Origin of the sequence: Micromonospora sp. ANENR4 (assembly GCF_015354395.1) — a bacterium.
In the GTDB taxonomy this organism is placed as follows: domain Bacteria; phylum Actinomycetota; class Actinomycetes; order Mycobacteriales; family Micromonosporaceae; genus Micromonospora; species Micromonospora aurantiaca.
The window spans coordinates 1-15409 of the sequence record NZ_JADKYQ010000027.1 but is presented as its reverse complement, the minus strand read 5'-3'; the positions used below and the strand labels follow the sequence as shown (position 1 = coordinate 15409).

At 74.4% G+C, this 15409-nt stretch carries 18 protein-coding genes; 7 read left to right on the top strand and 11 right to left on the bottom strand.

Annotated elements, in window-relative coordinates:
• Nucleotides 1-77 precede the first annotated feature (77 nt).
• Together IRY44_RS29880 and IRY44_RS29875 are read right to left on the bottom strand one after the other, a co-directional pair.
• Nucleotides 78-707 carry an MBL fold metallo-hydrolase gene (locus IRY44_RS29880; RefSeq protein ID WP_194803479.1) on the bottom strand — a complete coding sequence of 210 codons (630 nt, stop codon included), beginning with the start codon at nt 705-707 and terminating at the stop codon, nt 78-80.
• Nucleotides 704-1792 (bottom strand): S-(hydroxymethyl)mycothiol dehydrogenase, encoded by a 1089-nt coding sequence (locus IRY44_RS29875; protein ID WP_194803478.1) that lies wholly within the window; start codon nt 1790-1792, stop codon nt 704-706. Before IRY44_RS29875 ends, IRY44_RS29880 begins: the two co-directional genes overlap by 4 nt.
• Before the next feature lie 139 nt (nt 1793-1931).
• Between IRY44_RS29875 and IRY44_RS29870 the strand changes: the two genes are divergently transcribed.
• Nucleotides 1932-2345 (top strand): hypothetical protein, encoded by a 414-nt coding sequence (locus tag IRY44_RS29870; RefSeq protein ID WP_013476735.1) that lies wholly within the window; start codon nt 1932-1934, stop codon nt 2343-2345.
• 37 nt (nt 2346-2382) lie between these two features.
• Here IRY44_RS29870 and IRY44_RS29865 read toward each other — a convergent pair whose 3' ends face one another.
• The 5 genes from IRY44_RS29865 to IRY44_RS29845 all read right to left on the bottom strand — a co-directional run bounded on the left by IRY44_RS29865 (nt 2383) and on the right by IRY44_RS29845 (nt 7673).
• The gene (locus IRY44_RS29865) at nt 2383-3666 is read right to left on the bottom strand and encodes a nitrate/nitrite transporter (RefSeq protein WP_194803477.1); all 1284 of its coding nucleotides are present in this window, start codon (nt 3664-3666) and stop codon (nt 2383-2385) included.
• The gene (locus IRY44_RS29860; protein ID WP_194803476.1) at nt 3663-4313 is read right to left on the bottom strand and encodes a GntR family transcriptional regulator; all 651 of its coding nucleotides are present in this window, start codon (nt 4311-4313) and stop codon (nt 3663-3665) included. Before IRY44_RS29860 ends, IRY44_RS29865 begins: the two co-directional genes overlap by 4 nt.
• Before the next feature lie 69 nt (nt 4314-4382).
• On the bottom strand, nt 4383-5222 hold the full coding sequence (locus IRY44_RS29855; RefSeq protein ID WP_194803475.1) for an alpha/beta fold hydrolase: 840 nt from the start codon (nt 5220-5222) through the stop codon (nt 4383-4385).
• Nucleotides 5219-6184 carry an SDR family oxidoreductase gene (locus tag IRY44_RS29850; RefSeq protein ID WP_194803474.1) on the bottom strand — a complete coding sequence of 322 codons (966 nt, stop codon included), beginning with the start codon at nt 6182-6184 and terminating at the stop codon, nt 5219-5221. Before IRY44_RS29850 ends, IRY44_RS29855 begins: the two co-directional genes overlap by 4 nt.
• Nucleotides 6177-7673: an NAD(P)/FAD-dependent oxidoreductase gene (locus tag IRY44_RS29845; protein WP_194803473.1), complete on the bottom strand. Its 1497-nt coding sequence runs from the start codon at nt 7671-7673 to the stop codon at nt 6177-6179. Before IRY44_RS29845 ends, IRY44_RS29850 begins: the two co-directional genes overlap by 8 nt.
• Before the next feature lie 116 nt (nt 7674-7789).
• Between IRY44_RS29845 and IRY44_RS29840 the strand changes: the two genes are divergently transcribed.
• Nucleotides 7790-8470, top strand: a complete 681-nt coding sequence (locus IRY44_RS29840) for a TetR/AcrR family transcriptional regulator (RefSeq protein ID WP_194803472.1) — start codon at nt 7790-7792, stop codon at nt 8468-8470.
• On the opposite strand, the gene IRY44_RS29835 is transcribed toward IRY44_RS29840, so the two are convergent.
• Together IRY44_RS29835 and IRY44_RS29830 are read right to left on the bottom strand one after the other, a co-directional pair.
• Nucleotides 8445-8900 carry a hypothetical protein gene (locus tag IRY44_RS29835; protein WP_194803471.1) on the bottom strand — a complete coding sequence of 152 codons (456 nt, stop codon included), beginning with the start codon at nt 8898-8900 and terminating at the stop codon, nt 8445-8447. The genes IRY44_RS29840 and IRY44_RS29835 overlap by 26 nt on opposite strands.
• Complete coding sequence (locus tag IRY44_RS29830) at nt 8900-9376, bottom strand: hypothetical protein (RefSeq protein WP_194803470.1); 477 nt, start codon at nt 9374-9376, stop codon at nt 8900-8902. The genes IRY44_RS29835 and IRY44_RS29830 overlap by 1 nt, the downstream gene beginning before the upstream one ends.
• Nucleotides 9377-9420: 44 nt before the next feature.
• Here IRY44_RS29830 and IRY44_RS29825 point away from each other — a divergent pair, with 44 nt between their 5' ends.
• Entirely contained in the window at nt 9421-10410 is a 990-nt protein-coding gene (locus IRY44_RS29825) for a YafY family protein (protein ID WP_194803469.1), read from the top strand.
• 54 nt (nt 10411-10464) lie between these two features.
• Here the strand turns inward: IRY44_RS29825 and IRY44_RS29820 are convergent, their stop codons facing one another.
• Nucleotides 10465-11949 carry a PLP-dependent aminotransferase family protein gene (locus tag IRY44_RS29820; protein ID WP_194803468.1) on the bottom strand — a complete coding sequence of 495 codons (1485 nt, stop codon included), beginning with the start codon at nt 11947-11949 and terminating at the stop codon, nt 10465-10467.
• A gap of 29 nt (nt 11950-11978) precedes the next feature.
• Here IRY44_RS29820 and IRY44_RS29815 point away from each other — a divergent pair, with 29 nt between their 5' ends.
• Nucleotides 11979-12587, top strand: coding sequence for a LysE family translocator (locus IRY44_RS29815; protein WP_194803467.1), 609 nt, complete (start codon nt 11979-11981; stop codon nt 12585-12587).
• 35 nt (nt 12588-12622) lie between these two features.
• Nucleotides 12623-13330, top strand: coding sequence for a phenylalanine--tRNA ligase beta subunit-related protein (locus IRY44_RS29810; protein ID WP_194803466.1), 708 nt, complete (start codon nt 12623-12625; stop codon nt 13328-13330).
• 95 nt (nt 13331-13425) lie between these two features.
• Here the strand turns inward: IRY44_RS29810 and IRY44_RS29805 are convergent, their stop codons facing one another.
• Nucleotides 13426-13818: a hypothetical protein gene (locus IRY44_RS29805; protein WP_194803465.1), complete on the bottom strand. Its 393-nt coding sequence runs from the start codon at nt 13816-13818 to the stop codon at nt 13426-13428.
• A 93-nt stretch (nt 13819-13911) separates the two neighbouring features.
• On the opposite strand from IRY44_RS29805, the gene IRY44_RS29800 reads away from it, so the two are divergent.
• Both IRY44_RS29800 and IRY44_RS29795 read left to right on the top strand, forming a co-directional pair.
• On the top strand, nt 13912-14718 hold the full coding sequence (locus IRY44_RS29800) for an SDR family oxidoreductase (protein WP_194803464.1): 807 nt from the start codon (nt 13912-13914) through the stop codon (nt 14716-14718).
• A 57-nt stretch (nt 14719-14775) separates the two neighbouring features.
• Nucleotides 14776-15345: a GNAT family N-acetyltransferase gene (locus IRY44_RS29795; RefSeq protein ID WP_194803463.1), complete on the top strand. Its 570-nt coding sequence runs from the start codon at nt 14776-14778 to the stop codon at nt 15343-15345.
• The last annotated feature ends 64 nt before the right edge of the window (nt 15346-15409 follow it).

Here is a 15409-nt window from a genome sequence, read left to right as displayed (position 1 = left end):
GTTTCCGGGCCGGGCCGGGACGCGCGAGCGGGCCCGGACCGGATCACTCCGGCCGGGCCCGCTCGGGCGTACGGTCCTCAGTGGCCCCGGGCGATCCACTCGTCCAGGTGCGGCGCCTCGGCCCCGATCGTGGTGTCGTCGCCGTGCCCGGTGTGCACCACCGTCTCCGGCGGCAGCGTGAGCAGCCGGGTACGGATCGACTCGACGATGGTGCCGAAGTCGCTGTACGACCGACCGGTGGCGCCCGGTCCCCCGGCGAACAGGGTGTCGCCGGTGAAGACCGCGCCCAGGTCGGGGGCGTGGAGGCTGCAAGCGCCGGGGCTGTGACCGGGCGTGTGCAGCACCCGCAGCGTGGTGCCTCCGACGCTGATCGTCTGCCCGTCGGTCAGCTCGCCGTCCGGTGCCGTGTCCGGGTGCACCATGTCCCACAGCACCCGGTCGGCCGGGTGCAGCAGCACCGGCGCGCCGGTGGCCCGGGCCAGCTCGGGCGCGACGCGGACGTGGTCGTCGTGGGCGTGGGTGGCCACGATCGCGACCACCCGCCGGTCGCCGATCACCTCACGGATGGCGGCCACGTCGTGCGGCGCGTCGAGGACGACGCACTCGGCGTCGTCACCGACCACCCAGACGTTGTTGTCCACGTCGAACGTCTGGCCGTCCAGCGAGAACGTGCCGGAGGTGACGGCGTGATCGACGCGGGCGGTCACGGGAAGACCACCACCGAGCGCAGCACGTCGCCGTGGTGCATCCGGGCGAATGCCTCCTCGACCTGGTCGAGGGCGATCTCCTCGGTGACGAACGCGTCCAGGTCCAGCCGGCCCTGCCGGTACAGCTCGGTCAGCATCGGGAAGTCGCGGCTGGGCAGGCAGTCGCCGTACCAGCTGGACTTGAGCGCGCCGCCGCGGCCGAAGACGTCCAGCAGCGGCAGGTCGACTGTCATCTCCGGGGTCGGCACGCCGACCAGCACGACGGTGCCGGCCAGGTCGCGCGCGTAGAACGCCTGCTTCCAGGTCTCCGGGCGGCCGACCGCGTCGATCACCACGTCGGCGCCGAAGCCGCCGGTGGCCGCGCGGATGGCCTCCACCGCGTCGTCCTCGGAGGCGTTGACGGTGTGGGTGGCGCCGAACTTGCGCGCCCAGTCGAGCTTGCGGGAGTCGGTGTCCACCGCGATGATCGTGGTCGCGCCGGCCAGGGCCGCGCCGGCCACCGCCGCGTCACCGACACCACCGCAGCCGATCACCGCGACCGAGTCGCCCCGGGTCACGTTGCCGGTGTTCATGGCCGCGCCGAGACCGGCCATCACGCCGCAGCCGAGCAGGCCGACCGCCGCCGGCCGGGCCGACGGGTCGACCTTCGTGCACTGCCCGGCGTGGACGAGCGTCTTCTCGGCGAAGGCGCCGATGCCGAGCGCCGGGGTCAGCTCGGTGCCGTCGGTGAGCGTCATCTTCTGCTTCGCGTTGTGGGTGGCGAAGCAGTACCACGGTCGGCCGCGCCGGCAGGCCCGGCACTGCCCGCAGACCGCGCGCCAGTTGAGCACCACGAAGTCGCCGGGCGCCACGTCGGTGACGCCGTCACCCACCTGCTCCACGATGCCGGCGGCCTCGTGGCCGAGCAGGAACGGGTAGTCGTCGTTGATGCCGCCCTCGCGGTAGTGCAGGTCGGTGTGGCAGACGCCGCACGACTGGATGCGGACCACCGCCTCGCCCGGCCCCGGGTCCGGCACCACGATGGTGGTGACCTCCACGGGCGCGCCCTTGCGCCGCGACACGACTCCCCGGACTTCCTGGCTCACAGTGCCTCCCTTGTTGCGTGCTTCTGCACCCCGAACCTACCGCTGATCATGACCCGCGAACCAATGAAGCCCGGCGGATTGTCCTGGTCATGACCGGGTACCCGGTGTGCCGGTTCTACCAGGTGGGACGGGAGTGATCATGAGGCTGTCGCATGCGCCGCTGCGGGTCGCCATCGGCGCGTACATCCTGAACTCCGGGCTGGGCAAGCGGGGCCTGGAGGGTGAGGCCGCCGCGGGCATGCACGGCATGGCGGCCGGCGCGATGCCGCAGTTGCGGCAGATCCCGCCGGACCGGTTCGCGGTGCTGCTGTCGCGGGGCGAGGTCGCGCTCGGCGCGGCGCTGCTCGCCCCGTTCGTGCCTTCGCTGCTGGCCGGGGCCGCGCTCACCGCGTTCGGCGCCGGCCTGGTGCAGCTCTACCTGAAGACGCCGGGTATGCGTGAGGGCAGCAGCCTCCGGCCGAGTCAGGAGGGCATCGGCCTGGCCAAGGACGTGTGGCTGGTCGGCGCGGGGCTGACCCTGGTGCTCGACTCGCTGGTGCGGCACCGGCCCTGAGCGGCCGCGCCGACGCCGCGCCCGGCTGCCCGCGTACTCAGGCCGCCGCCGGCACCGCGGCGGCGGCCCGCTCGTCGGCGAGCCGGCGACGGGCGGCGTTGCGGTAGCGCAGCACCTGCGCCGCGCCGAGCGCCCAGAGCAGGAACTGGACGGCGAACGCCCAGCGGAACGCGGACAGCGGCGGCGCGTCGTACCCAGCGGGGGTGGCCAGGTCGAGCACCACGCCGACGCCCAGGATCAGCACGATCGAGGCGACGAAACCGCCGACGTTGACGATGCCGGTGGCACTGCCGATGCGGTGCACCGGGTTGAACGACCGGGCGTAGTCGAACCCGATCATCGAACCGGGGCCGTTCACCGCCAGCACCACCACGAGCGCCACCAGCAGCCAGTGCGGCGCGCGGCCGGGCCAGGCGAGCACCACCGCCCACATCCCGGCGGTGGCGGCGGTGATCGCGAAGACCAGCACCGAGCGGTGGAACGGGTAGCGGCCGCACAGGTGCGCGAGCACCGGCCCGCACACGAGCGTCACCATCGTCATCACGGTGAGCAGCCCGGCCGCCGCGGTGGGCGAGAAGCCCTGTCCCTGCACCAGGAACGGGTAGCCCCACAGCAGCGCGAACACCGCGCCGGAGAACTGCGTGACGAAGTGCGTCCACAGGCCCAGCCGGGTGCCCGGCTCGGCCCAGGCCTCGGCGAGCCGGCGGCGTACGGTGGCCAGGTCGGGGGCGAGCGCGGTGGCGTGCTCGGCGTGCGGGGTGTCGCGGACCGCGACGAGGACCAGCAGCACCACCGTCGCGCCGAGCGCGGCGGCGGTCAGGAACGCCGGGGTCCAGCCCGCGCGGTGCAGCAGCAGCACCAGGGGTACGGCGCCGAGCACCGCACCGAGCTGGCCGACGGTGCCGGTGAGCTGCACCAGCAGCGGGTTGCGGCGGCCGGGGAACCAGAACGCGACGATGCGCAGCACGCTGATGAAGGTCATGGCGTCACCGAGGCCGACCAGCACCCGCGCGGCGACCGCGGCCGGTACGTCGGTGGCGACGGCGAACAGGAGCTGTCCGGCCACCATCAGCGCGCCGCCGGCCAGCAGCAGCCGGCGCGAGCCGTAGCGGTCCAGCAGCACGCCGACCGGCACCTGCATGGCGGCGTAGACGGCGAGCTGGGCGACGGAGAACGTGGCGAGCGCCGCGGCGTTGATGTGGAAGCGGTCCGCCGCGTCGACCCCCGTCACGCCGAGGGAGCTGCGGTGGAACACAGCCGTCAGATAGGCGGTGACGGCCACCGCGTACACCAGGGCGGCGGGGCGGCGACCCGCGTTCACCGCAGCGTCCCGAGCATCCGCGCGGCGGTGTCGATGTGCGCGGCGACCGCGTCGTGCCACGCCTGCGGGTCGTCGCCGTCGAGCGCGGCGAGCTGGCCGGCGTGCTCGGCGAGCGCGACCTCGGCCCAGCCTGGTGAGAGCCGGAAGCTCGCCTCACCCATCCGCAGCTGCCTGTCGCGCAGCCGGTGGTACAGCTCCGCCAGGATCTCGTTGCCGGCCGCCTCGACCACCGCGGCGTGGAACGAGCGGTCGGCGGCCATCAGGGTGGTGATGTCACCGGCGGCGTGCGCGCGGCGCATCTCGTCCAGCCAGCGGGCCAGGTCGGCGCGCAGCTCGGCGCGGCGCGGCCAGACCCGGTCGGCGGCGTGCAGTTCGACCAGGCGGCGGGCCTCGATGACGTCGGCGATCTCCCGGGCCGACACCGGCCGGATCAGCGCGCCGCGCTTCGGGTAGAGCTTGACCAGCCCTTCGGTCTCCAGCCGCAGCAGCGCCTCCCGGACCGGGGTGCGGGACACACCAGTCGCCTCGGCGATCTCGCCCTCGCTGACGAGCTGGCCGCCCGGGTAGACCTGTTCGAGGATCGCCTGCTTGAGGTGCCGGTACGCCCGTTCGGCGGCGGACGGCGCGGTCCGGCTGGGATGCGTCATGTATCTAAGCTTGCTCCCCCGGTCGCCCGGGCGGTCCGGCGCGGGCCGGGGCAGTGGCGCAGGCCACGGTCAGGCCCACAGCTCCCGTAGCAGGGCCTCCATCTCGGCGGTCCGCTCGATCTGCGGCATGTGCCCGGTGTCGCGGAACAGGTGGGAGCGCGCGTGCGGGAGCCGGGTGCGGGCGTACGCCAGATGCGCGGCGGGAAGGACGAGGTCGCGCTCGCCCCAGACGAGCAGTGTGGGCAGGTCGAGCGCGGCCACCGCGTCGAGCAGGTCGGTGCGCCACTGCGGGCGTACGCCACGCCAGGTGCCCAGGTCGCGGACCAGCTCCAGCATCACCCGGGCGGCGTGCGGCTGCCCGGCCACCGCGAGCGCGACGGCGAGCCGCTCCTCGGTGACGTACGCCGGGTCGTGGAAGATGGCCCGTTCGGTCCGTCGGATGATCCTCGGATCGGGGCGCAGCAGCAGCCGGGCCAGCGGGCGTACCGCCAGCAGCCGCAGCGCCGCCGTCACCTCGCGGCCGAAGCCGGCGCTGTTGAGCAACGCCAGGCTGGCGACGCGTTGCGGTTCGTCGGTGGCCAGGCGCATGGCCACCGCCCCGCCGAGGGAGTTGCCGACCAGGTGGGCCGGGCCGGTCACCCCGGCCACGTCCAGGAAGCGGGCCACCGCGGCGGCCAGCGCCGGGAGCGTGTGCGGGCCGTCCAGCGGCGCGGAGCCGCCGTGCCCGGGCAGGTCCACCGCGAGCACCAGGTGGTCGCGCGCCAGCGCCGTGTGCAGGGCGGTGAAGTCGTCGAGGGTACGGCCGATGCCGTGCAGCAGCACCACGGGCGGCCCGTCGCCGCTGATCCGGCAGCGCACGCGCCGCCCGTCGACGGTGCGCTCGCCGGCCGGGGGCAGGACGAGCGTCACGCCCGGCGCCCGGACTCCGGCGCGGTCTCCTCGACGGTCCGGGGAGACGGAACCGGCACGGCGGCGTCGGTCGTCCCGGCGGCGGGCCGGGCCGGGACGGCGGGCGGCGTTTGGGGTGCGGCGCCGGGGCGGGCGGGGCGCTGCCGCATGCCCAGGGCCAGCACCCTGCCGTATCCGGCCGGTGCGACGCGGGCGAGCAGGTCGGGCAGCTTCGCCGACCAGCCGATCAGCACCCGGCCGCGGCGTCGCTGGGCCCCGCGCAGGATCACCTCGGCGGCGACCGCCGGGTCGATGGTGAGCAGCTTCTCGAACTGCTTGCGCCCGGCCTCGTACTCCTCCCGGGAGACGCCGCTGCCCACGCGGGCGCTGGCCGCGATCCGGGTGCGGATGCCGCCCGGGTGCACCGAGGTGACACCGATGCCGTCGTCGACGAGTTCGTGCCGCAGCGCCTCGGTGAAGCCGCGCACGGCGAACTTGCTCGCCGCGTACGCGGCCTGCCCGGCGGGGGCGATCAGCCCGAACAGGCTGGACACGTTCACCAGGTGGGCGCCGGGTTCGGCCTTGAGCGCGGGCAGCAGCGCGTGGGTCAGGCGTACCACCGCCCGGAAGTTGATCTCGATGACCCAGAGGAACTCCTCCAGGGTGACCTCGTCGAAGCGCCCGCCCAGGGCCACGCCGGCGTTGTTGATCAGCAGCCGGATCCGGGGGTGCGCGCGGTGGATCTCGGCGGCGACCCGGTCGGTGGCGTCGGCGTCGGCCAGGTCGACCACGTGGGTCTCCACCTGCCGGTCCGGGTACGCGGCCCGGATCGCGGCGACGGTGGCGGCCAGGCCGTCGGCGTCCCGGTCGAGCAGCACCAGGTCGGCGCCGCGCCGGGCCAGCCCGTGCGCCAGCGCCGCGCCGATGCCGCTCGCCGCGCCGGTGAGCACCGCCGTGCCGCCGGGGAGGACGAGGTCACGCATCGGTTCCTCCCGAGGTGGTGGCCGCCGCGGCGGGTCGGCCGGCGCGGTCGAACCGTACGCCGTCGGTGAGCGGGCCGTGCCGCATCAGGCGTACGTCGCGGGGGTAGTTCTGGTGCAGCCGCCACGGCGCCTGCGGTCCCTGCTTGGGCAGCTGGTCGACGGCGCGCAGCACGTATCCGGACTGCAGGTCGATGATCGGCACCAGGTCGTCGGTCTCCGGGGCGAGCGGCGTGACGATCTGCCGGCCGGTGTCGTCGAGGTGACGCAGCAGCCGGCAGACGTACGTGGCGACGAGATCGGCCTTGAGCGTCCAGGAGGCGTTCGTGTAGCCGATGGTCATGGCGAAGTTCGGCACGCCGGACAGCATCATGCCCTTGTAGGCCACAGTCGAGGCGAGGTCGACCTCGGCGCCGTCGACCACCAGCGTCATGCCGCCGAGCGCGAGCAGGTTGAGGCCGGTGGCGGTGACCACCACGTCGGCGGGCAGCTCCTCACCGGAGGCGAGCCGGATGCCCCGCTCGGTGAACGTGTCGATGGTGTCGGTGACCACCGACGCGCGGCCCGCGCTCAGCGCGGCGAACAGGTCCCCGTCCGGCACCACGCACAGGCGCTGGTCCCACGGCTTGTAGCGGGGCGAGAAGTGCCTGTCGACGTCGTACCCGGACGGGAGCCGGCCCTTCGCGGCGCGGCGCAGGAACCGCTTCACCACGCCCGGGGCGCGGCGGCTGAGCTGGAAGTTCGCCACGCCGAGCGTGACGTTCTTCCACCGGGCCACCGCGTACGCGGCCTTCGGGGGCAGCCAGCGCCGCGCGGCGTCGGCGAACGGGTCGCGCGAGGGCAGCGCGATCACGTACGTGGGTGAGCGCTGGAGCATGGTGACGTGGGCGGCCCGCTCGGCCATGGCCGGGACCAGCGTGACAGCCGTGGCGCCGCTGCCGATCACCACGACCCGCTTGCCGGTGTAGTCCAGGTGCTCGGGCCAGTGCTGCGGGTGCACGAGCGTGCCGGCGTACTTCTCGATGCCGGGGAACCGCGGCGTGTAGCCCTCGTCGTAGCGGTAGTAGCCGGAGTTGGTGAACAGGAACCCGCAGGTGATGGTGACGTCCTCGCCGGTGTCGTCGCGGTGGGCGTGCACCGTCCAGCGCGCGGTGGCGCTGTCCCACTCGGCGCGCACCGCCCGGTGGTGGAAGCGGATGTGCCGTTCCACGTCGTACTCCCGGGCGGTCTGGCGCACGTACGCCCGGATGGAGTCGCCGTCGGCGATGGCCTTCGGGTCGGTCCACGGCTTGAACGAGTAGCCGAGGGTGTACATGTCGGAGTCGGAGCGGATGCCCGGGTAGCGGAACAGGTCCCAGGTGCCGCCGATGGCGCCCCGGGCCTCCAGTACCGCGTAGGTCTTGCCGGGGCATTCGCGTCCGAGGTGGACGGCGGCGCCGATGCCGGACAGGCCGGCCCCGACGATGAGGACGTCGACGTGGTCTGCGGCCATCGGTTTCTCCCGTTCGCACCGGCGGTGGACCGGACACTATCCATCGCCGTCGACCGCAGTCAACACCGTGTCGAGTCGAATCGACACGGTGTCGAGCGGGTGTAGCATCTGCCGACATGACTACCGCCCGTACGCCGACCGGCGCCGCGCCGACGCGCGGGCGGCGGGCCGGCCGGTCCACCGGCGACGACCGGGAGACCGCGATCCTGGCCACGGCCGAGCGGTTGCTGGCCGAGCGTCCCTTCGCCGACATCTCCATCGACGACCTGGCGCGTGGCGCGGGGATCTCCCGGCCCACGTTCTACTTCTACTTCCCGTCCAAGGACGCGGTGCTGCTCACGCTGCTCGACCGGGTCACCGAAGAGGCCGACGCCGCCGCCGGTGGCGTGTTCGAGCGGCTCGCCGAGGATCCACGCGCCCACTGGCGGGAGCTGATCGCCCGGTTCCACGCCACGTTCGGCGGGCACCGTGACGTGGTGCTGGCCTGCGCCCAGGTGCGCGGCACCAACGCCGAGGTGCGGCGGCTCTGGGCCGAGGTGCTGGAACGCTGGGTCCGCGCGGTGCAGGCCGCGATCGAGACCGAACGCGCCCGCGGCGCGGCCCCGGACGGGCTGCCCGCCCGGGACCTCGCCATCGCGCTGAACTCGATGAACGAGCGCGTCTGGTACGCCACGTTCGCCGGGGACGGCCCGGCGGTAGCCGAGCGGGACGTGGTGGACGTGCTGCTCGACGTGTGGCTCACCGCGATCTACCGGACCACCACGCCGCCGGTCATGCCGTCCGGCGGAACTCCATGATCCAGTTGGTCTCCCAGGTGCGCTCCCCGTCGGTGGAGAACGCCTGTTCCCAGCGGCAGGAGCCGGCGGTGATCGCCGACCAGAGGAACCGGCAGCGCACCGGCCGCCCCTCGTCGGTGTCGTCGGCGTAGAACTCACCGACGCCGTCGGTGAACCGGCCCACCACCGGCGGCAGCTCCAGCACGCCCCGCGCGCTGTGCATCCAGTAGATCGACCACAGCCCGGTCGCCGGGTTCAGGACGCGCACGCTGGAGCCGGAGAAGCCCCGACTGGGGCAGCGCATCTCGTCGAAGCTGCCCGCGCCGTCGAAGAACGAGCGGGCCTCGCTGACGCCGGTGAACTCGTCCCAGTCGTCGCCGCCGACGTGCCGCTGCCGCAGGCGCCGGTTCGTCACGTCCCAGGTGCCGACGAGGAAGTCGAAGTCGCCCATCAGAACCCCACCGGCCCCTCTGGCCGGGTGTCGGCCAGGTAGCCGGCCAGGTCCGGCTCGTCCGGCGCGAGCACGTGCCGGATCCAGGCGGTGCGTTCGTGTTCCAGCACGCCCAGTTCCCAGACGCAGCCGACGCCGGGGCGGGTCAGGTCCACGAAGTGCGCCGGGTCGTCGTCCGGGCAGTCCAGCGCGGGCTGCCCGGCGATCGCGATGCGGCACTCGACCACGTTGTCGAAGAACCAGCTGTACGCCAGCAGGTACGCCCCGGTGTCGGCGCCCCGGTGCAGCACCACCCAGCTCGCCGGCGGGGTGGCGCCGTCCGGGCCGGGCAGCAGCTTCGGCAGGTACGCGTACGCGGCGTCGACCACACGGGGTTCGAGGCGGCGGTCCGGCTGGTCGATGTGGTAGCGCTTGACGTGCCGGCCGACCACCTCGACGGTCCCCGGCACGGTCAGCTCCTTGTCGTGAAAAGCCATGCGGGCACGTTAGGACCGTTCCCCTGACAGCTAGTGTCAGGGGAATGCGGGCCAGTCGACTCCTGTCCATCCTGCTGCTCCTGCAGGCGCACGGCCGGCTCACCGCCGCCGACCTGGCCGATCGCCTCCAGGTGTCGGCGCGCACGATCTACCGGGACGTGGAGGCGCTGCACGCCGCCGGCATCCCGCTGTACGGCGAGGCCGGGCACGACGGCGGTTACCGACTCGTGGAGGGCTGGCGGACCCGGCTGACCGGGCTGACCGCCGAGGAGGCCGACCGGCTGCTCTTCGCCGGGCTCCCCGGACCGGCCGCCGAGCTGGGCTACCAGTCGGTCGTGGCCGCCGTACAGCTCAAGCTGCGGGCCGCGCTACCAGCGCCGCTCGCCGACCGGGCGGCCCGGCTGGAACAGCGGTTCCACCTGGACACGCCGGGCTGGTACTCCGACGGCGACCCGTCACCACACCTGGCCGGGGCCGCCGACGCGGTGTGGCGGCAGCACCGGGTCCGGGTGCGGTACCGGGGCTGGCGGGGCGAGACGACCCGCGTCCTCGAACCGTACGGGCTGGTCCTCAAGGGCGGGCGCTGGTACCTGGTCGCCGCCCGGCCGGACCGCGCCGCCCCGGCCACCTACCGGGTCAACCAGATCCTCGACCTGACCCCGCTGGACGAGCCGTTCGAGCGGCCGGAGTTCGACCTGCCGGCCTGGTGGCGCGCGCACGTGGTGGAGTTCCGGGCCGGGCTGCACCGCGACGAGGCGCGCATCCGGCTGTCGCCGCGCGGCTTCGCCCGGCTGCGCGAGGTCGGCAGTGACGTGGTGGTGGCCGCCGCCGAGGCGAGCGCCGGCCCGCCCGACGCCACCGGCTGGGTGCACGCGGTCATCCCGATCGAGTCGCTCACCCACGCACACGGCGACCTGCTCCGGCTCGGCGCCGACGTGGAGGTCCTCTCCCCCGCGCCGCTGCGCGCCCGCCTGGCCGAGACCGCCACCGCCCTGGCCACCCTCTACCACCCGCCCACCCCGCCCCTCCGTTGATGATCAAGGACTTCGTGTCCTTCGAGGAGATCGACTCGGACACGAACTCCTTGATCACCGGGGCGGGGTGAGGGTGCGGAGGGCCTCGGCCACCGTGGAGAGGGCTCGGTCGAGGTCGAAGGGCGGGGTCGCCGCGTAGCCGAGGACCAGGCCGGGTGGCTGCGGGCGCTGGCCGTGCCAGGACAGCGGGTGGACCTTCACGCCGCGGCGCAGCGCCGCCGCCGCGAGCGCCCGGTCGTCGACGTCGCCGGACAGGGTGACCATCAGGTGCAGCCCGGCCGCCGCGCCGTGCACCACCGCCCCGGGCAGGTACGCGCGAACCGCGCGGATCATCGCGTCCCGGCGGCGTACGTGCCGGTGCCGCAGCAGCCGCAGGTGCCGTTCCAGCGCCCCGGACTCCATCAGCTCGGCCAGCACGAGCTGCGCCAGCGCCGCGTTGCCGAGGTCGGCCGCCCGCTTCGCGGCCACCGTGTCGGCGTGCAGCGCGGGCGGCACCAGCAGCCACCCGATCCGCAGCGCCGGCGCGAGCAGCTTCGAGATGCTGCCGACGTAGCAGACCCGGTCCGGCGCCATGCCGCGCAGCGCCGGCACCGGCGGACGGTCGTAGCGGTGCTCGGCGTCGTAGTCGTCCTCCACCACCAGGCCGCCGTCGCGCGCCCACCGCAGCAGCCGCCGGCGCCGGTCGCCGTCGAGCACCACCCCGGTCGGGAACTGGTGCGCCGGGGTGAGCAGCACGGCGGGCGCGCCGGACCGCTCCAGCTCGTCGACGCGCAGGCCCCTGTCGTCCACCGGGACCGGCGGTGTCGCCAGCCCGGAATAGGCCAGGTGCTGCCGTACGCCGAGCGAGCCCGGGTCCTCCACCGCGACGGTGTGCGTACCCCGATCGCGCAGCACCCGCGCGAGCAGGCCGAGCGCCTGGGACACCCCGGCCACGATCACCACCTCGGCCGGGTCGGCGCGGACGCCCCGGCTGCGGGCCAGCCAGTTCGCCACCGCCGACCGCAGCGCGGGCGCGCCCGCCGGGTCGCCGTAGGCGAGCGCGGCGGGCGTCATCCGGTGCAGCACGGCCCGTTCGGCCCGCAGCCAGGCCGCGCGGGGAAAGGCCGCCAGATCGGGTACGCCGGGAGTCAGGTCCACCTCGGCGGGTACGGCGCGCAGCTCGTCGAAGGCGTCGAGTCCGGGCCGGCCGGCGAACACCTCCGCCGCTCTCCTGGGCCGGGGCGGCCGGGTGACCACGGCGGCCGGTGAGGCGACCACCACCGTGCCGGCCCGGCCGCGCCCGGCCACCTGCCCGTCCTCGGCCAGCCGCTGGTACGCCTCGGTCACCACGCCCCGGGAGACACCCAGCTCGGCGGCGAGCACCCGGCTGGCCGGCAGGCGGGTGCCCACCGGCGCCCGGCCGTCGGCGATGGCCGATCGCAGCCGGGCGGCCAGCCAGTCCGCGCGGCCGCCTGGGGGCGCCTCGCCGACGTCGAGCTGGAGGAAGTCCGCACCGGCCGTTTTGGACTTCTCGATGACGACAGCTTTGGCCCTGTCCATCGGACCATTATGGTCACAGGCTGGACCTTATGACAGTCGCCTTCCTGCTGACCTCGCTCGTCGTCGCGATCACGCCGGGCACCGGGGTGATGCACACGCTCGCCAACGCCGTGACCGGCGGACGCCGGGCCGGGCTGGCCGCTGCCGCCGGCGGCACGCTCAGCCTCGTCCCGCACGTGATCGCCGCGGTGACCGGCCTGGCCGCCCTGCTGCGCGCCGGCACGCCGGCGTTCCGCGTGGTGACCTGGCTGGGTGTGGCGTACCTGCTCTGGATGGCCTGGTCGGCGCTGCGCGACCGGGGCACGCTCACCGTCGGCGGCGACCGGCCCCCACGTCCGACGTCAGCGGTGTTCCGGGACGGGGTGCTGCTGAACCTGCTGAACCCGAAGGTGACGGTGTTCTTCGTGGCGCTGCTGCCGCAGTTCGTACCGCCGGACGCGCCCGCCGCCACCGTGCGCATGCTCGCCTGCGGCCTGGTGTTCATGGCTGTCACGCTGCTGGTGTTCGCCGGGTACGCCCTCCTGGCCGGCGCGCTGCGCCGCCGCGTGCTGTCCCGGCCCCGGCTGACCGGGCTGCTACGGCACGCCTTCGCCGGCGGTTTCCTCGTCCTGGGCCTCGGCCTCGCCTTCACCGCCTGACCCGTACTCGCTCGCCCGTAGAAGGAGTCTTTCCCGTGCGCTTCCGGCACTCCCCCGAGATCTGGTCGGCCTATCCGGAGCTGACCTGCGGCGTCCTGCACGCCGGCGGCGTCACGCCGGACGTCGACGTCACGCCACTGTCCGCCGGGCATCTCGGCGCCGCCCGGGACCGGCTCACCGCCGGACCGGAGGGTGGCTTCCCGGAGATCCAGGCGTGGCGCCGCGCGTTCGCCCGGATGGGCTGCCCGCCGACCCGCTACCGCTGCGCCGCCGAGTCACTGCTGCGCCGGCTGCGGCGCGACGGCGACCTGCCCCGGCTGCACCCGCTCGTGGACCTCGGCAACGCGCTCTCGGTCCGGTACGCGGTCCCGGTCGCCGTGCTCGACCTGGCCGGGATCGACGGCGACCTGACCGTCCGCGCGGCCGACGGCACCGAGTCCTACCTGGGCCTCGGCGGGGAGTCCGAGCAGCCCGCGTCCGGCGAGGTGATCTTCGCCGACCAGGGCGAGAACGCGCACGCCCGGCGCTGGTGCCACCGGCAGAGCGGCACGTCGGCGGTACGGGCCGGCACCGCCGAGGTGCTTATCGTGGTCGAGGCGATGCACGACGGGGCGGCGCCGACCGTACGCCTGATGCTGGACGAGCTGGCGGCGGCCCTGGACGAGCTGTGGCGCGTGCCGTCGCGGACGGCGCTGCTCACCGCTGACGCGCCCGAGTTGGCCGTGCCGGTCCGGACGGGCTGACCCGCCCTCGTAAGCGACGGCCGGTCGCGCGGCGTGCCGCCGGTGCGCAGGTTCCGGGCGTCCGGCGACGACGCCGGCAGGTGCCCGGCTCGTCGTCAGGCGTCGGGGGCGTCGGTGCGGTCGCGGGCCATCAGGTCGTCGAACTCGGCCGGGGTGATCTCGCCGGTGCGCAGCCGCCGGGCGTTGGCGGCGAACCGGGCGATCGCCGCGCCGCGCGGATCCGGCTCGGTCAGCACACCGGCGTCGGCGGTCAGGGCGCTCGCGGCACCCGCCACGTCGTGCGGATCGGCCAGGTCGACCGGCTCGCCGTGCAGCTCGCGCAGCGCGTCGGCGAGCCGCGCGTCGGCGGCGTCGCCGGTGCCCCACCAGCGCCGGGCGAGGTCGACGGTGCGGCCGAGCGAGTCCTCGCCCACCCGTTCGGCGCCCATCTCGGCACGCATCATGCGCAGGAAGCGGACTGTCACGGCATCGGAGTCATCGGCGATCACGCCCGTACCCTAGCGAGCGGGTCCGACGAAACCGCCGGGCGAGCCGGGGTCGTCCGGCCGGTTGAGGTGGCCGCCCGCGGGTAGTGCGCGGACATGCCCGAACGATACGAGGACTACGACCGCGTCGCGATCGTCACCGGCGCGGACTCCGGCATCGGCAAGGCGTGCGCGGTGGCGCTCGCCGAGGCCGGTTACGACATCGGCGTCACCTGGTACGGCGACGCCGCGGGCGCCGAACGCACCGCCACCGAGGTGCGTGCCACCGGCCGCCGCTGCGAGACCGCCGAGCTGGACCTGACCCGGCTCCCCGAGGCGGCGGCGGTCGTCGACGAGCTGGCCGACCGGCTCGGCGGCCTGGGCGTGCTCGTCAACAACGCCGGTACCGGCCTGTCCGAGCCGTTCGTGGACGTGAGCTGGGCGAAGTGGCGCGAGGTGCTGGCGGTCGACCTGGACGGCCCGTTCCTGTGCTCGCAGCGGGCCGCCCGGCGGATGCGCGCGGCCGGACGGGGTGGCCGGATCATCAGCATCACCAGCGTGCACGAGCACGCGCCCCGGGTGGGCTCGTCGGCGTACTGCGCCGCCAAGGGCGGGCTCGGCCTGCTCACGAAGGTGATGGCGCAGGAACTGGCGGCCGACGGGATCACCGTCAACTCGGTCGCGCCGGGTGAGATCGCCACGCCGATGACCGGGCAGGAGGACGTCGACCCGTTCACGCAGGACCGGCCCGGCGTGCCGGTGGGACGTCCCGGTGACGCCCGGGAGGTGGCGGCGGTGGTGGCGATGCTCGCCTCGCCGGCTGCGGCGTACGTGACGGGGGCGTCGTGGGCGGTGGACGGGGGGATGCTGTTGATGGGGCCGCAGGCTTCTGCGCTGCCTTCTGATTCGTGGCGTTCCGTCTAGGCGGTCAGCCCGGCGCGGGGGCAGCGGGCGGCCCGGCCCGTCACTACGGTGCGGAGGATGCAAAGTTCCGATCCGCTGGTGGCCGGCGTCGTGCACAAGGCGCCCGGCTCGACCGTACGACTGCGCCCGGTGGCCGAGGACGACCTGGCGATGCTGCGCCGTTTCGCTGTCGAACCCGGGCTGATCGGGCTCGACTGGGCCGGCTTCCGGGACGCCGCCGCTCCGGCCCGCCGCTTCGCCGAGGACGGCTATCTCGGCGAGCAGGTGGGCGGCCTGATCGTCCAGGTCGAGCCCCCCGACGTCGCGGCCGGATTCCTCAGCTATCGCCAGGGCCAGCACGGCGGGCGGGCACCGTACTGGGAGATCGGCATCGTGCTGCTGCCCGAATGGCGCGGCCGGGGTCTCGGCTGGCGGGCCCAGGCGCTGCTCTGCGACTACCTGTTCAGCCACACCCCGGCGCAGCGCATCCAGGCCGGCACCCACCCCGAGAACCTTGCCGAGCAGCGATCGCTGGAGAAGGCCGGCTTCCAACTGGAGGGGGTCTTGCGGGCCTGTGAGTTCCGGGCCGGCGCCTGGCGTGACGGGTGGCTCTACAGCCGGCTGCGCGACGACCCGTCACCGCTGTGACCGCTCGGCGTCCCCTGGCCAACGTGCGGGCTCGGCTCCCATGACCGCATCGAATGGCGTGTGC

Coding starts and splice junctions, on each gene's coding strand:
- IRY44_RS29795 (WP_194803463.1), top strand. CDS start 14,776: ATGCAAAGTTCCGATCCGCTGGTGGCCGGCGTCGTGCACAAGGCGCCC.
- IRY44_RS29870 (WP_013476735.1), top strand. CDS start 1,932: ATGAGGCTGTCGCATGCGCCGCTGCGGGTCGCCATCGGCGCGTACATC.
- IRY44_RS29845 (WP_194803473.1), bottom strand. CDS start 7,673: ATGGCCGCAGACCACGTCGACGTCCTCATCGTCGGGGCCGGCCTGTCC.
- IRY44_RS29830 (WP_194803470.1), bottom strand. CDS start 9,376: ATGGCTTTTCACGACAAGGAGCTGACCGTGCCGGGGACCGTCGAGGTG.
- IRY44_RS29860 (WP_194803476.1), bottom strand. CDS start 4,313: ATGACGCATCCCAGCCGGACCGCGCCGTCCGCCGCCGAACGGGCGTAC.
- IRY44_RS29850 (WP_194803474.1), bottom strand. CDS start 6,184: ATGCGTGACCTCGTCCTCCCCGGCGGCACGGCGGTGCTCACCGGCGCG.
- IRY44_RS29825 (WP_194803469.1), top strand. CDS start 9,421: ATGCGGGCCAGTCGACTCCTGTCCATCCTGCTGCTCCTGCAGGCGCAC.
- IRY44_RS29815 (WP_194803467.1), top strand. CDS start 11,979: ATGACAGTCGCCTTCCTGCTGACCTCGCTCGTCGTCGCGATCACGCCG.
- IRY44_RS29800 (WP_194803464.1), top strand. CDS start 13,912: ATGCCCGAACGATACGAGGACTACGACCGCGTCGCGATCGTCACCGGC.
- IRY44_RS29820 (WP_194803468.1), bottom strand. CDS start 11,949: ATGGACAGGGCCAAAGCTGTCGTCATCGAGAAGTCCAAAACGGCCGGT.
- IRY44_RS29840 (WP_194803472.1), top strand. CDS start 7,790: ATGACTACCGCCCGTACGCCGACCGGCGCCGCGCCGACGCGCGGGCGG.
- IRY44_RS29835 (WP_194803471.1), bottom strand. CDS start 8,900: ATGGGCGACTTCGACTTCCTCGTCGGCACCTGGGACGTGACGAACCGG.